This is a genomic window from Meiothermus cerbereus, from assembly GCF_051297115.1.
Lineage (GTDB): Bacteria > Deinococcota > Deinococci > Deinococcales > Thermaceae > Meiothermus > Meiothermus cerbereus_A.
The window spans coordinates 1-14,791 of the sequence record NZ_JBEVAL010000061.1 but is presented as its reverse complement, the minus strand read 5'-3'; the positions used below and the strand labels follow the sequence as shown (position 1 = coordinate 14,791).

At 61.1% G+C, this 14,791-nt stretch carries 10 protein-coding genes and 1 pseudogene; 3 read left to right on the top strand and 8 right to left on the bottom strand.

Annotated features, from left to right (window positions below; genetic code table 11):
• The coding region (locus tag ABWU19_RS11390; RefSeq protein ID WP_435901803.1) for a choice-of-anchor Q domain-containing protein at positions 1–676 on the top strand (676 nt) is incomplete at its 5' end.
• Here ABWU19_RS11390 and ABWU19_RS11385 read toward each other — a convergent pair.
• The 8 genes from ABWU19_RS11385 to ABWU19_RS11350 all read right to left on the bottom strand — a co-directional run bounded on the left by ABWU19_RS11385 (position 673) and on the right by ABWU19_RS11350 (position 13,070).
• Entirely contained in the window at positions 673–3,054 is a 2,382-nt protein-coding gene (locus ABWU19_RS11385) for a PA14 domain-containing protein (RefSeq protein WP_435901802.1), read from the bottom strand. The genes ABWU19_RS11390 and ABWU19_RS11385 overlap by 4 nt on opposite strands.
• A gap of 36 nt (positions 3,055–3,090) precedes the next feature.
• Positions 3,091–4,665 (bottom strand): NAD-dependent epimerase/dehydratase family protein, encoded by a 1,575-nt coding sequence (locus tag ABWU19_RS11380; protein ID WP_435901801.1) that lies wholly within the window; start codon positions 4,663–4,665, stop codon positions 3,091–3,093.
• 15 nt (positions 4,666–4,680) lie between these two features.
• On the bottom strand, positions 4,681–5,871 hold the full coding sequence (locus ABWU19_RS11375; protein ID WP_435901800.1) for a DegT/DnrJ/EryC1/StrS family aminotransferase: 1,191 nt from the start codon (positions 5,869–5,871) through the stop codon (positions 4,681–4,683).
• 237 nt (positions 5,872–6,108) lie between these two features.
• Complete coding sequence (locus ABWU19_RS11370) at positions 6,109–7,914, bottom strand: SBBP repeat-containing protein (protein ID WP_435901799.1); 1,806 nt, start codon at positions 7,912–7,914, stop codon at positions 6,109–6,111.
• Positions 7,915–8,332: 418 nt separating this feature from the next.
• Positions 8,333–9,181, bottom strand: a complete 849-nt coding sequence (locus ABWU19_RS11365; protein WP_435901798.1) for a hypothetical protein — start codon at positions 9,179–9,181, stop codon at positions 8,333–8,335.
• Between the two features lie 7 nt (positions 9,182–9,188).
• Positions 9,189–10,382 carry a glycosyltransferase gene (locus tag ABWU19_RS11360; RefSeq protein ID WP_435901797.1) on the bottom strand — a complete coding sequence of 398 codons (1,194 nt, stop codon included), beginning with the start codon at positions 10,380–10,382 and terminating at the stop codon, positions 9,189–9,191.
• Positions 10,357–11,514 carry an O-antigen ligase family protein gene (locus tag ABWU19_RS11355; RefSeq protein WP_435901796.1) on the bottom strand — a complete coding sequence of 386 codons (1,158 nt, stop codon included), beginning with the start codon at positions 11,512–11,514 and terminating at the stop codon, positions 10,357–10,359. The genes ABWU19_RS11360 and ABWU19_RS11355 overlap by 26 nt, the downstream gene beginning before the upstream one ends.
• A gap of 125 nt (positions 11,515–11,639) precedes the next feature.
• Entirely contained in the window at positions 11,640–13,070 is a 1,431-nt protein-coding gene (locus ABWU19_RS11350; RefSeq protein ID WP_435901795.1) for a lipopolysaccharide biosynthesis protein, read from the bottom strand.
• 276 nt (positions 13,071–13,346) lie between these two features.
• Here ABWU19_RS11350 and ABWU19_RS11345 point away from each other — a divergent pair, with 276 nt between their 5' ends.
• Both ABWU19_RS11345 and ABWU19_RS11340 read left to right on the top strand, forming a co-directional pair.
• Positions 13,347–14,114, top strand: coding sequence for a hypothetical protein (locus ABWU19_RS11345; protein ID WP_435901794.1), 768 nt, complete (start codon positions 13,347–13,349; stop codon positions 14,112–14,114).
• Between the two features lie 188 nt (positions 14,115–14,302).
• A pseudogene (locus tag ABWU19_RS11340) lies at positions 14,303–14,791 on the top strand (hypothetical protein); the annotation flags it as partial.

The following is a 14,791-nucleotide window of genomic DNA, read 5'->3' as shown; positions in this document are numbered from 1 at the left end:
CCGCTTTCTCTTCAACCACGTCTACGGCATCAGGGCCCAGTGCGACACCAACGGCGGGGCGGGCGTCAACATGAGCTCACCCGACTCCTCCGATGGGGTCATGCTGGGCAACCTGGTGCACGACATCGGCGACCTTTCAGCTGGCTTTTGTACCCGCATCCACGGCATCTACCAGGGTGCCCCCCGCGGCATGGTACAGAACAACATCACCTACCGGGCCCGTGGCTTCGGCATTACCTCCTGGCATGCGGCCACCGCCGTTACCATCAGCAACAACCTTTCCTTCTCCAACCTCTATGGCGGTATTTCGGTGGGCTCAGGCGACAACACCCGCGGCAACAGGGCCGAAAACTTCCTGGTAGCCAACAACATCGTGGTGGGCAACCCCCGCGGCATCAGCGAGGAAGGCAACACCGGGGTTAATCGTTTTATTAACAACCTGGCCTGGAACAACACCACCAACTGGCGCTTGCAGACCAGCAGCCAACAGGGTAGCCTGAGCCTCGACCCCGGTTTTGTGAACTATAAGCCCGACGGCAGCGGCGACTACCGTCTGAGCAACGACAGCCCGGCCATCGATAAGGGCATTAGCGAACGGGCCCCTGCAATTGACTTCCAGGCCCGGCCCCGCCTCCAGGGGGCCACCCTCGACCTGGGTCCGTTTGAAGTGCGCTAAGGGAGACCCGTAGCCCTTAATCGCAACACTTTAGCTTCCGAAGGCACCCCCCGGCCATCCAGCACATAGAGCTGGTAGAAGCCGGGGGTGGCCAGGTTGGCGCTGGCCGGAGCGGTTACCTCAAGGCTGTTGGGGCCGGTACGGGTAAAGCTCAGCTCGAGGAAACGCTGGCCCATGTTGAAGGCGTGGGTTACCGCGCCAAAGGCCACTATGGTTACCCGATCCACCACCGAGGCAGGCACGTCGGTGGTCAGGCTAAATCTCTGGCCGTAGCTCACCCGCTCCGGCGCGAATAGGATGCGCGGGCGGGTAGCCAGGCTGCCGTCGGCGTTGTGCAGGTAGGGCGGGTAGTAGATCTCGGCGTTGAGCTGGTTGAACTTCTGATTGTTACCCGCGGTTTTATCGCACTCGGGCGCGCTAGGCGGGTCGTCCGTACTGGTGGCCCCGCCGCCCATGGTGATGATGGTGCCGTCGAGCAGCAGCAGGGCGGTGGAGTGGTAGGTGCGGGGGCACTGGGCCTCGGCGGCCCGCTTGAAGGTCTCGGTTCTGGGCGACCAGATTTCGCTTTGGTAGACCGCCGTTTGGTTGTCGAAGTTCTTCCCATCCTCGTTGCCGCCGTTCACAAAGATGCGCCCATCGGGCATCAGGGTGGCGTTCAGGTGGGTGCGCTTGTGGGCCATAGGGGCCACATTCCGCACGCTAGCGTTCTGGTTGCTGGTGCTCAGCTCGATGACCTGAGCCGTTTCGCCCCCTTGTGGGCCAGAGAACCCTACCCAGCCACCGCCCAGCACCAGAATCTTGCCCGGCTGGTACATCACCGAGGAGCCGTAATAGCGGTTGTAGATTTGCGGCAAATTCAATCCGGAGGGGTTGTACCAGCTACCCGTGCCGCTGGTATCGAGGTAATACCAGTATTTGTAACTTCCGGAGAGGAAAACCTGGCCGTTGGGGGCCACATGCACCCAGGGATAAAAGTGCTCAATGGCCTTCCCAAATGAGTTGGCCGTGGTCAGGCGGCGCAGGGTGTTGGTAATAGGGTTCCAGACATCGGCAATGTAGTTTTTGTCGTCGTTGATGCCGTTGCCGTTGTGCTGGTCGGCATTTCCCCCAATGATTAGCATCTCCTCGTTGGGCAGGGTAATCACGCTGGGGTACCAGCGGCCTTTGGGCATGTCGGGGCCTGCGCTCCAGGTGTTAGAGCTGGGGTCGAAGATGTTGGTGTGGGTGTGGCCTGCTTCAAAACCGTATTCATCTCCGCTGGCGCTGTAGTCGTAGCCCAGGTTGCCGCCGGCCACATAGAGTTTGCCGTCAGCCGCCAGCACGTAGCCCGCGCAGAAGAGGTCGGTACGGCGGTTGTCGTAGCGGGCCTGGCTGTTGGTGGGGGTGCCGGGGGTCCAAACAAACACTTGGGTGAGGTTGTGTTTGCTGTAGTCGCGGTAGTTGTCCCCCTGGCCCTTGCCTACGGGGTCGAGGCCGTGGAAGGTCATGACCCGGCCATCGGGCAGCAGGGCGGCGTGGGTGGCCACGGTGGGCCAGGGCAGTTTGGGGCCAAAGTAGCCGATGCGGGCCTTTTCGTGGCGCTGGAAGGCGCTGGGGGGTACCAGGGTTGCCTCTCGACCAGGGCGCGACCAGCGCAGTATAACCGCCCCGTGGGGGTCGCGGTTGTAGTACTCCAGCCTGATGGGGTAGGCCTGCCCCCCAGTTAGGCTTACCTGGGCGGTGTGGTGCGTGAAGTCCTGATCGGTCCAGCGGTCTATAAGTAGCTGGTTGTTGAACCATAGCCGCACCCCATCGTCGGCCAACACCACAAAGGTGTAGGTGTCGCTTGCCGGTGGGGTGATCAGGCCGCTCCAGCGGATGCTGAAGGTATCGGCCCCCATGCCGGGCAGGGGGGGCTGGCCGGAAAAGGTGCGGTTGACGCCGGACTCGATGCGGCGGAAGTACAGGCCGGTCAGGTCGGGGTTGTCGAAGTATTCCACGTCAAGGCCGTGGTCGGGGCTGACCAGGGGATCCATGACGACAAAGCCTGGCGCTTCAGGGGTGGTGACCTCGAGGGTAACCGGCGGGCTGCTGCCACCGTTGTTGCGGGCAGTCAGGCGGTAGGTGTAGTGGGTGCTGTATTCGACGCTGCTATCGGTGTACTGGGGGGTTGTTACGCCAGGCAGCAGAACAAACTCGGCGCTGCCCACCTTGCGCTCGAGCACATACACCGAAGCCCCCGTTACCGCATCCCAGCGAAGCACCACCTCGGGTGTGTCGTTTGCAATGGCCTGGAAGTTGGTGGGGGCGGTGGGGGGTTTGGGGGTGGTGTTGCAAGCCAAAAAAAGCCCTGTGGCCAAAAGCATTGCTGCGCGTTGCATCCAGGGTCTAACACTCACCACACTACCTCCAAAATCCTCCCTAAATAGATGGCTTCAGGCCTGTGGAATAGCCGGTGGGGTCTCCTCGCTGGTGTTTTGCGGGTGGGTTTGTTCGATCAGGCTTTTCTCCCAGCCCAGGTAGTACTGTTTCACGGCATCCGAGGCAGCCCCCTCGGTGAGGTACTTGACGTTGGAATACATGGCCGCTTTATAGTCGCGCACCTTGCCACTGTACAGCGCCTCTATAACTTGCTGGATGCCCTGTTCCACCGTCCATTGTGGCTCAAAACCCAGCATATTGCGAATTTTGGAGAAGTCTACGCGGTAGTTGCGCCGGTCACCGTCGCGCCCCGAGTCGATCAGTTCGGCATCGGGAACCAGTTTCTTAACCAGCTCACCCACCATGCCTAAGGTCATGTTGCCCTCGTTGCTGCCCACATTAAAGGTCTGGTTATGCACGTGCTCCTTGGGGGCCTCCACTGCCAGCATAACCGCGCGCGCCGCGTCATCCACGTGCACGAAAGGCCGCCACTGATCGCCCCCAAAAACGGTGATTTTCTTCTCCATTACGGCTTTGGCCGTAAGCAGGTTGACCACCAGGTCGAATCTTGTGCGCCCCGAGAGGCCATAGATGGTGCCAAAGCGCAGGATGACCACCGAAAAGTCGTCGCTTTGCAGTTGGTGCAGCACCTGTTCGGAAGCAATTTTGCTGCGCGCATAGAGCGAGACCGGGTTGAGGTTGCTGCGCTCGTTGAGAGTCTGGTCGCTGGCCCCATATACCGAGCAGGTACTGGCGAAGATGAACCGGCGGACGTGCATCCCTTTGGCAATCTCGGCGATGGTGCGGGTGGCCACCAGGTTGATCTCGGTGGTGAGGTTTTCGTCGAGGGCGCAGGCCGGGTCGCCCACCAGGCCCCCCAGGTGCACCACCGTATCCACCCCCCGCATAGCCTCCACCACCTTGTCCACCTGGCGGAAGTCGGCCTGAATGATCTCGAGGTTGGGATGGTGCAACACGTGGGCGATGGGCTCTTTGCCAAACAAGAGCAGGTCCAGCAGGCACACCCGGTAGCCCCGCTCGAGCAGCCTGGGCAGCAGCCCGGAGCCAATATAGCCCGCCCCACCAATCACCAAAATGGTGCGGTCGTCGGCGGCTAGAGGGGGAATGGGGTTGGCCTTGGCCTTGCGCCGGGCCTCGACACTATCCCAGTAGTGTACCCAGGCCCTCGAGGCCAGGGTAAGAACCAGGGTGAAGAAGCCGCTGCCGAACAGCACCGAGCGCGGGGGGTCTACCAGCGGTAGCATGAATACGGCAAAACCAAAAATGAGGTAGGCCAGCATAACCGCCTGGGCCACCACCAGCATCTTGTAGCGGCTCTGGTAGGCACGGCCCCTGGTGTAAAACCCACTGGCCGTGAAGACCAAAAACGTAATAGCCAGCAGAATGCCCACGTTTTTCCCGTAAATGTTGGCATATGCCCCCAGCAGCACAGCATCGGCTGCGCCGCGGTAGGCCCACAGCAGGTGAATCACCATGGCCACAGCAAAACTAGCGGCCACCATGAGCTGGTCTGCCAAAATTCGCAAGACCACATCGGCGGTCAAACGCAACTCCTTCAAATAAACCATGCCCTGCTTCCCCCCTTAGATTGAAGCCTGTTCCATCACCTGTTCGACCGCGTCGGCGGCGGCCTGCATATGGGCAGGGCCAAGGGTGGGGTGCACCAGGAACATCAGCGAGGTTTCGCCCAGTTCCCGGGCCACCGGCAGCCGTTCAGCCGGTTGCCAGCCCCGCTTGGCAAAGGCTTTCTCGAGGTAAATCTCACTACAGCTCCCGCTCATGCAAGGAATGCCCAGTTCGCTCACGGCCTGCATGATGCGGTCACGGCTCCAGCCGGGCTTGAGCATCTCGGGGCGCACGTACACGTAGTACTTGTAGTAGGCGTGGTACAGGTGGGCGGGCACCTCGGGCACCCGCAGGGCCGGAATCTGGCGGAAACGCTCGCTCAGGTAGTGGGCGTTGGCGCGGCGCTTTTGCACCCAGCCGTCCAGCTTGCGCAGGATCACCCGGCCAATGGCCGACTGCACCTCGAGCATCCGCCAGTTGGTACCGAAGTCCTCGTGCAGCCAGCGGAATCCCGGCGGGTGCTGGCGGTTATAAACCGCGTCGTAGCTTTTGCCGTGGTCTTTGAAGCTCCAGGCTTTGTGCCACAGCTCGTCGTGGTTAAGGGTAAGCATACCACCCTCACCGCCGGTAGTCAGGATTTTGTCCTGGCAAAAAGACCAGGCCCCGGCGTGACCAATCGAACCCACGCTGCGGCCTTTGTACCTGGCCCCGTGGGCCTGGGCGCAGTCTTCGATAACCCACAGGTTGTGCTTGCGGGCCAGCTCCATAATGGCGTCCATATCCGCCGGCCAGCCGGCCAGGTGTACCACAATGATGGCCTTGGTTCGAGGGGTGATAACCCGCTCGATGCTCTCGGCGGTAATCAGGCCGCTGTCGCGGTCAATATCGGCCATGATGGGCCGGGCCCCCCGCATCACCGCGGCGCTGGCCGAGGCAATAAAGGTGCGCGGGGTGGTAACAACCTCGTCGCCTTCGCCCACCCCCATGGCGTAGAGGGCCAGCTCGAGCGCCACCGTGCCGTTGTGCAGGGCAATGGCGTACTTGGTTCCCACATAATCGGCAAACTCGCGCTCGAAGAGGCGGCCCTCCTGGCCTGTCCAGTAGTTCACCTTGCCAGACTGAAGCACCTTTACAGCAGCCTCAATCTCGTCGGGTTCAAAATATGGCCATGGAGCAAAAGGCATGGTGCTGAACGGTTCTTTTAGCATCTATGTGCTCCTTTAGGGGCGTTGCCTGCGAAAATATGCCACAAAGTTTAGTCCAAGCATCGTTATGGTAGCGTTATTCGGCAAAATTCCCCCCTGCTAAGGGCAGCATATGCGGCGTTACGCTGGGTGTTGGTTCATTAATGGCACGCAACTCCCGCGTAACGAAACCTATAACGACCCCTCAAAAAGGAAAGGGGGCTCGAGGGAACTCCCCCAAGCCCCCGCATGGGCCCTGCGCTACTTCTTGTCGCCGGAGGTATCGTACTTCAGCACGAAGATGTCCTCCAGGCCAGCGTTGGTGTAATCGTCCAGGGCGCCCTTGCTCCAGCCGGTCAGGTAGAGGTCGCTGCCGCGCAGGGTAACGGCCAGGGCGATCTCGTCCTGGGCACTGCCTTGCTGGCGGGCCCAGCCCACGGTGCCGTCGGCCAGGTACTGCAGGATGAAGATGTCTTGGCCCCCATTGTGGGTCTGGATGCCGTCCACCGAGGCGTTGACTTCCCCCACGATGTACACGTTGCCGCTGGCATCGGCTGCGATGCCGTAGGGGTCGATCTTGGCCGGATCGGTGGGACTGTACTGGCGGCGCCAGGTTTCGTTGCCAGCGCTGGTAAACTTGGTCACGAACAGGTCGGTGCCGCCGTTGTAGTTGAAGCCCGGCTCGTATGGCCCAGCCACGTAGCCCGCAACGTACACGTCCGAGCCCACCACTGCCAGGGCGTTGGCGGAATCGCCACCCACGATGGTACCGAATTGGCTCAACCACTGCTGCGTTCCGCTGCTGTTGTGCTTGACCACAAAGGCGTCGGTATCGCCCAGGAGCGTCTGGCCCGGCAGTGCTCCACTGGCAAAGCCAGCGGCGTAGACATCTCCCGCCGAGTCCACACCGATGGCTGTAATGTGGTCCTTGCCGGGGGAGCCGAACTGCCGCGCCCATTGCAGGCTCAGGCTGGTGCTGTACTTGTACAGTGCGGCGTCTTCCCCGCCTGCGTTGGTTCCACCTGGAACCGTACCAGCGGTGTAGCCGCCCACGTACACGTCACTGCCCACCACGGTTACGCCGGTGAGGCCGTTTTCCACATTCGGGGTGGCTTCATCCAGTTTGACCGAGGACAGCCGGGCACCGCTGGGGCTCAGCTTCAGAATAAAGCCCTTGGAGGCCCCACTGGCCGAAACATACGCATTGCCCACCACGTAGATGTTGCCGTCCGCATCGGTGGCCACCCCTTTGGCCTGCGACTCCGCGTTGGGCGAGGTGTCGGGGTCGCCCACGGTGAACTGCTTGACCCACAGCCGGGCGCCGTTGGGGGCATACTTGGCCACCACCACGTCCGGGTAGTTCAGGGCCAGCGGACCAATCCTTTCGCTCAGCACTCCTCTGGACTGGCCCACCACAATCACGTTGCCGCTGGCGTCGGTGGTGATGGCGTTGCCCATGTCCGTCTCGACAGAGGCCAGCCACTTGGTGTAGGGGCTGCACGCCACCACCAGGTTGGTTACGTTGGCCCCGCTCACCGTCACGCTATTAGGTGTAACGGTGCAGTTCTGAGGTGGGTTAGTAGGCTGGGTCTGTACGCTAAAGGTATAGGTGCCGTCGGGTACAGGGGTGTCGAAGGTGAAGGGGCCGTTGGCGCCGATGGTCTTGGTCTGGGTGCCCAGGGCCAGCACCAGGCCGCTGCCGTTCAGGTAGCGCACCTCACCACCCACGGTAAAGGTAGGAATGGGGGTCACGGTCAGGGTGGCAGTGCCGCTCTTGCCCCCCGCGCTGGCGGTGATGGTGGCCGTACCTTGGGCTACGGCGGTGGCCAGGCCGTCGTTGTCCACCGTGGCCACGCTGGTGTTGCTCGAGCTCCAGCTAAAGGTCACGCCAGAGATGGGGTTGCCGCTGGCGTCCTTGGCCACCGCGGTAAACTGCTGGGTCTGGCCCACCTGCTTGCTGGCCGTGGCAGGGGTCACCTCGATGGAGTTAATGGTGGGCGCCCCACCTCCTCCGCACGCAGCAAGGAACAGGGCAGTTAAAAGTAGTAGTAACCAGCGATGGGTCATGCAGTACCTCCTTGAGTTTGGATCTCGGTGATCCTAGAGTTCGAGTGTAGCCCCAAGGCAGGGTTTTACAAACGTCAAACAATCCTAAGAAACGCGCATTACGCCAGGCCTTAACGCAGGCCCGTACCGGTGAGCCCAGTGCTTTGCACCCGCCTGGTAGCAACGAGGTGTGCCCTTTAGAACTGTGCTGGCCCCAGGTTGAGACACCCGCAGCTCCGCCAAAAGGTAACACTGCATTAACGTGCGGAATCACACCGAACGGGGTTTTGGCTTGGCCCAGATGCCTCAAAAACAGCCTACTCAACAAGGGCCCACCCCCACCCCAGCAAGCGTTTGGCTTTGCGACCGGAGCACACCCCCCATCCGGTACGGTCAAAACGCACAGATGTGCCGCCTGAAGAGTGCCACGGCGGGCAATTTAGCGCGCAGGCAGGCTGTGGTAGAGCAACTCTTCGCCGATACGCTGGATATTGTCCAGCAGGTTGACCGGCACGTTGGCCGCCCAGTGCCGGGGATGCATCAAAATTTCCACAACGGAGAGTCGGTTTTCCAGCGCCTCTAGGGGGTCGCCGTCCAGCCAGAGGCCGGGGTATGCGCCGTCGGAGTAGCGCCGGGCGTAATGGCGGTGCAGGGCCTGGTCGTAGGCCTCGAGCTCGATACCCAGGGCCTCGCGCAAGGACGGGTCTTGCAGCAGCTCGAGGTTGGTTATCCCCAGTCGGCGGTTGATCCAGTCGCCGTGCGAGGCCACGGTGTGCAGCGGCAGGCCGGTCAGGGCCTTCACCCTGCGGTAGTTTTCTGCAAACAAAGCCCGGATGGCTGGCATGCGGGCCTCGACCTCGGCGCGGCTTTTCAGGCGGTGGCGCTTGGCATAGGTGGCTATTTCCTCGTAGTGGTAGCTGGCCTCGCTGCCTGAGGCGTGAATCTCTTGCATCAGACCCACATCAAGCGTGGACAGCCTGAAGTAAAACGAGCCCCTGACCTTCATCTCGCGCATCACCTGCCACAAAGCCCGTGTGGTGCGCAAATCGGTATCGATGTCCAGGCGCAAAACCAGGTACAGGCCCTGCCCTAAACCCCCCGACTTGATCTTTTCCCAGATAGAGGCGATGGAGTGCACCTCGTAGCCCTGGGCCAGGGCCCGCTCGAGCAGCCCGCGCAGTTCGGCCGTTCGGTTGGGCAACAAAAAGTCGGAGTAGAACCTGTACCATCCCTGCCGCAAAAGGGCCTTGGGTCGGTAAGCGGGTTGTGTCTGATGAGGCTTTTCCATAAAAGAGCTAAACACCATCCCTGGCTGAGGTGACTGGCTGGCCTTCGATGAGGCGCTGGTAGTAGCTTAACAGGGTTCTGGCGTTCTGGCTGGCGTCGTAATGCTGGTAGACGTGCGCCTGCAACCTTTCGGCACGCTCCTGGGCCTGTGTGGGGTTACTGCGAAGCTGGGCCAGGGCTTGCAGGATGGCCTCAGGGCTGATTTCCTCGAGGGGAAAGCCGGTCTCCTGGCTGATGAGTTCGGGTATGCCGCCCTGGGTGCTGGCGATAACCGGTAAACCCGCTGCCCCGGCCTCGACCACCACCGTGGGCAGCCCTTCGCGGTAGGAGGGCAGTATCAGCGCATCGGCAGCGGCCATGTGCGCCCGAACCACCGGGTTAGGCTGCTGCCCCAAGCAGCGAATGGCGGTACGCGAGGTGCTCACCATCTGCCCGCGCAGGGGCCCCTCGCCGATAAACACCGCCAGAAGCGTTTCATCGTCGAGCTGGTGCAGGGCCTGGGCCAGCTCCCCCACGCCTTTGTACTTCCAGAGGGTTCCCACAAACAACAGCACGAACTTGTCGGGGGGCAGGCCCAGCTCGGCCCGCAAAGCCTGCTTGTCGGGCCTGAGGTGGCGTGGGGGAAGCTTTAGCCCCACCCGGTGGGTAATCACCGGGCGGCTGGTGAGGGGTTGGGTTTGCCGACGAATGGCCTCGCTCACCGCCAGGATCAGGTCGGCCTGGGCCAGGGCCCGCTTGAAGTAGCGCATGTAACGTGGGCTCTGGTAAGGGTAGGTGTTGGCATCATCGCCATGCAGCGTAATCACCAGGGGCTTTTTCCAGCGGCGCTGCAGCCAAAGCCCTAAAGTGCCCTCCGGGTGGGCAAAGTGGGCGTGAATCAGGTCGTAGTTGCGCCCCTGGTAGGGCCGCAGCCTGAGGGCTTTGAGGTGGTGCGGCCAGCCCCAAAAGTTCTCGCCCGGAAAGGCTGGGTAGCGCGGGCGGGCTACCTTTAGGCCTTCCACCTGGTAATGGGTGGGAATCTGGGCGTAGGCTTGCCAGGCTGGTTTGAGCCGGGCCATTCCCGGCAGCACCATAGGGATGGGGGCATACACATCGACCTGTGCCCCCAGGCGCTGCAGCTCGAGGGCCTGGGTCTGCACAAAAATGCACGCCGACGGGTTGACTTCGGAAGGGAAGTCAGGGCTTAGGAACAGCAGGCGCATAAATGTTACCCCGAACCATCATGGCCAGACCGTGCAAAAGCGCGATGGTCAGCCACAGGTATTTGCGTTCTAAAATGCCCAAAAACGCCCCTTGGATTAAGTAGGCCAGCAAACAGGCCTTAAGAATCAGAATCAGGTCGGGGTGCACCGATTGCCGCAAACTCACCTGAAGCAAGACCCACATCCAGGCCAGAAAAATGCCCAGCCCTATAAGCCCCACCTCGCTGACGAGCTCGAGGTAGATGTTGTGCGCCCCCCGACCATCGGTGATGTAGTAGGTATCGATGGACTCGAGGTCGGATTCAGCGGCGACGCCCTGCCCAAACAAAACCGTAAAGGTTCCCAGGCCATGCCCAAAGACGAGGTTTTGTTGCGCAATCTGCCATCCAACCGTCCAGATTGCCGTCCGACCGGCCCCTCCGTCCTCGGTCGCAGAGGTAATGCGGGAGGTCAGAAACTGGTTGACCGCTGGCAGCTGAAACAGCACCAGGCCCACCAGCCCAGACGCCAGGCCCAGCGTAAGAAACCGCTGCCAGCCCAGACGCGGCAGAATCACCAAGGCCAGCGTAACCACAATGGCTACCCAGGCGCTGCGGGTGCCGGAAAGCACCACCGCCAGGGTACAGACTGCAAAGCAGGATATGCTATACCAGCGCATCCAGGGGCTTTTTGTGGTCAGCCACAAGCCCACCGCCACCAAAGAACCCAGCAAGACCACCGCCGCAAAATCGGCCGCGTCGGCTGCCCCGGTAAATGTAGTGCGGCTCAAAGGATTTTGCAGGTAGTTGGCGATACCCTGAACCGCAGCGATACCGGCCCCCAGCGAGTAGGAAAACAAAACGGGCTGGATGGTTCTGGGCCGCGCCATGATGAAAAAAGCTATGGCCAGGGCCCCCACCAGCTGCTGCGCCCAGGCCTGGATCTTGTCCCAGGTTGCCGACGGTTCTACCGACCAAAAATAGCTCAGAAAAAGCCAGAGCATCAGGGCCACGGCCAGCACAGAAATCCGCAGCCGCGGAATTAGCCGCCAGGTAAGCACCAGGGCCGGAAACCAGGCGATTTTCGGGCGTCGGATTTGGAAAACCAGAGAAAGCAAAAACAGGCCCATCAGCGCCTTGGATAGGGTAAACACACCCTCCAAAGCAAAAACGCCCTCGAGCGGGAGACTAAAAGCATAAAGGTAAAGCAAAATCTGTGGGGCAACCAACCAAGACCATAAGGGCAATAGCAAAGCCGCCGTTAGTGGCGCAACCAATCTCATACCAAACCTTCCTTCCTGAGCTCTTTAGCGGTAATCAGCAACACAACCGCGCCCCACAAAACCGTTACTCCCAGGAGGGTCCAGCCAGCAATCCAATGGGTGAGCCCCCACAGCAACAGCAAAAAAGGCAGGTTGAGCCAGATAAACCGGCGTAAGCCAGAGCAAAAATTAGCCCAGCGCACCCCCGCTGCCCGGAAGAACAGCACCAGCGACATCCCAGCCACCAGGGCGCTGCTGGCAGCAAACAAAAAAACCGCCCAGTAGATCTGCTTTGTGGTTATGCCCCAGTAAATGGCCCCCATGCGCAAGGCCAGCTCGACAATGGTAAAAACCAGCAAGGCCCGCTGCCACTCCCGCACGGTCAGCAAGGTAGACAGGGGTTGCGCCACCATAGAAAGCAGCAAGTAAGGCACCAGCAGCCGGGCGTAAACCCCCGCTTCCTGCCACTCGGAGCCAAAAATTAGGGGAAAGGCCTGGGGTGCTACCACAAACAAAGCCCCAAATACAGGCAACCCCACCGCCAGCAGCATGGTAGCGGTCTGGGTGGTGAGCCGGGCCAGCTCGGGGGTCTCGCGGGCTGCCGCGGCCCGGGAAAAAAAGACCTGCCCAATGGACTGGGCCACCAGGGTAACGGGAATGGTGGTAATGCGGTAGCTGAGGCCAAACTGCCCCATTGCAGCAGTGCCAAAAAAAGCCGTCAGCACAATAAAAGGCAGGTGAAAGCTGGCCGCGGTCAGCAAGGCAGCACTGCTACCAAACACAAGAAAGCTACGGTAGCGACGGGCCGTCTGGCGCAAGGAAAGCCAGCTGACACCCTCGAGGCTACGGGGCAACAAGCGCAACAAGGCCTGCACACCCCCCAGGCGCCCCAGCACATCGCCCAGGAGTAGCCCAGCCGGCCCCTTAACCAGTAGCCCCAGGCCCACCTGGGCCAGAGCCTGCCAGAGCCCTTGCTGAAACTTGGTCTGGGCCAGCACGCCAAAGCGCTGCAAGCGCAAGGCCCACATGCTGCCCGACTGCATAAGGGCGATGCAAGCCAGCCCCACGCCCACCAGGGCCGCAAACCAACCGGGGATTGGGACACCCAGCCAAACTGAAAACGTATCCCGAAGGAACCAAAAAGCTGCACCTATTAGCAGGCTCAGACCCAGGCCCGTGCCCACCGCAATCAGCAATAGCCTGCGGGCCTCCGGTTCCTCCTTTGGTAGCTGAATGGCCTGCTCGTAGCGAAGGTTGATTACCACAGCCGCCAGGGAAAGGATTGAGCCATACAAAGCCCACCAGCCAAAGTCTTCTGGCTTATAGATGCGCGTCAGAAGGGGCTGTACCAGGATGACCAAGCCCTGGCCCAATACCGTACTGCTGGCCAGCAAGGCCGCGCTACGCGTAAAGGACGTCTGGGTAAAAAAACCTTTGATACGGGTCATACTGGGCGGTATGGGGGTTTGCGGCTACGTGTATACCTGCTATACCAACCCTTATGGTACACAGCCTGACCCAGCCCGCCGGTTATTCTGCGTAACCTCGAGCGTTAAACGCTTGCGGAATGGGTTATCGTAGGAACAACCGGGTTATTTCCGCTAGCGTTCCTGGGCCAATGCGGTTAGGCTGAATCCACCAGCAGGCCAACCGGGTTGGGTTTCCCGGCGTGTTATTACCGTTTAGCCAAAACCCGAGGAAACATGATGAGAAGTATGTCCAGCATGACCGATTTCGACCGTTTGCTCCTGAGCTTCAGCCGTTACTTGTGGGGATTGCTGGGGCTTGCGGTGGTGGCCGCAGCCGCAGCTTACCTTCTGAGCACTTTCCAACCGCGTGTTTACGAAGCTTCTGCCCGGCTGCTTTCGGCCCAGCCGGTTGAGCTGGGTTCCACCACCAGCTCCCCCCAGTTCCGACCTCTGGCTGCCGCGGCCTACCGCGAAGCCGCCTACGGCACCCTGGTGCTCGAGCAGATGAACCGGCGTTTTCCTGGCATATTGCCAAAAGAAGCCGCAAAGGTTCGGGAAAAATTGCGAATCCGCTCAATCGAGACGGTGGGCTCGAGCTCGACGGTTTTTGTGCTGAGTGCCCGCGATACTGACCCCCGCCGAGCTGCAGCCCTGGCCAACACCTGGGCCGAAGCCCTGCGCAGCTGGGAGGAAGCCCTGATCCGAGACAACTTCAAGCGCGCCAGCATTTCGCTGGAAAACCGGATTCGCTGGGTGGACATCCAGCTTGCCCAGGCCACCAACCGCACCGACCAGGCTGTGCTGCGGGAACTACGGGCTGGCCTCGAGCGCGAACTGGGCATTGTGCGTTCTCTGGAAAACAGCGCCACCGGCCAGCTTTCGCTGCTGGCACAGGCCGAAGTACCCACCGAGGCCATCTGGCCCCGCCCCTTGCTCACAGCAGCAATTGCCGCTATCTCCATACTCTTGCTCGGGTTTATTCTGCTGGCCATACGGGATCGGCTATCTGGCTCTACTGGGTAAAGCGCGTGGGGGAGTCCAAGCACGGGTAGCCAGGTTGGGTGTTCCCGCTAAAGCCTTGCGTGTAGCCCAGTAGTCCGGCTCCAGCAAATATCGCCAGATACCGGAAGCCAGGTTCGGGTTGCACAAGCGCAGAATCGGCTATATTTGGTGTACCTAGTGAATTTGCTCCAGGAATTGCTTTGGTGTTTATGAGAAAACGAACGTTTACCCTCTGGTTACCCGCAAGGCAGATTGCCCTCAAGTGGGCGATGGCGCTCCTGGTCATTTTGTTGGCAGCCTGCATTACTGGCTCTCAATACACCCCCCTGAACCCCAGACCAGATACCTCGTATGGTTTGTTCAGCCTGCCCAGCGGCCCCACCTACTACGTGGGCCCTGGCGGCAGCAACACCAACGATGGCTCCCGCGAGCGCCCCTGGGCCAGCCTGGCCTATGCTGTTCAGCGGCTCAAGCCCGGCGACGTCCTGCGGGTGCTCCCGGGCAACTACCACGGGTCCGTGCAGGTCACCGTCTCCGGTACTGCCTCTCAGCGCATCACCATCGCCTCCGAATCCCGTTGGGGCGCCAAACTCAACGCCCAGGGCGCCCTCTTTGGCATCGACGTGCGCGGCAGCTATGTCGACATCGTCGGCTTCGAGGTAACCGGGGCCAGCAACAGCGGCATCATCAGCTGGGCT

What these genes read in the sequence shown, in the direction of transcription:
- ABWU19_RS11380 (WP_435901801.1), bottom strand. Translation starts at nt 4,665, where the DNA reads ATGGTTTATTTGAAGGAGTTGCGTTTGACCGCCGATGTGGTCTTGCGA.
- ABWU19_RS11375 (WP_435901800.1), bottom strand. Translation starts at nt 5,871, where the DNA reads ATGCTAAAAGAACCGTTCAGCACCATGCCTTTTGCTCCATGGCCATAT.
- ABWU19_RS11370 (WP_435901799.1), bottom strand. Translation starts at nt 7,914, where the DNA reads ATGACCCATCGCTGGTTACTACTACTTTTAACTGCCCTGTTCCTTGCT.
- ABWU19_RS11365 (WP_435901798.1), bottom strand. Translation starts at nt 9,181, where the DNA reads ATGGAAAAGCCTCATCAGACACAACCCGCTTACCGACCCAAGGCCCTT.
- ABWU19_RS11360 (WP_435901797.1), bottom strand. Translation starts at nt 10,382, where the DNA reads ATGCGCCTGCTGTTCCTAAGCCCTGACTTCCCTTCCGAAGTCAACCCG.
- ABWU19_RS11350 (WP_435901795.1), bottom strand. Translation starts at nt 13,070, where the DNA reads ATGACCCGTATCAAAGGTTTTTTTACCCAGACGTCCTTTACGCGTAGC.
- ABWU19_RS11345 (WP_435901794.1), top strand. Translation starts at nt 13,347, where the DNA reads ATGACCGATTTCGACCGTTTGCTCCTGAGCTTCAGCCGTTACTTGTGG.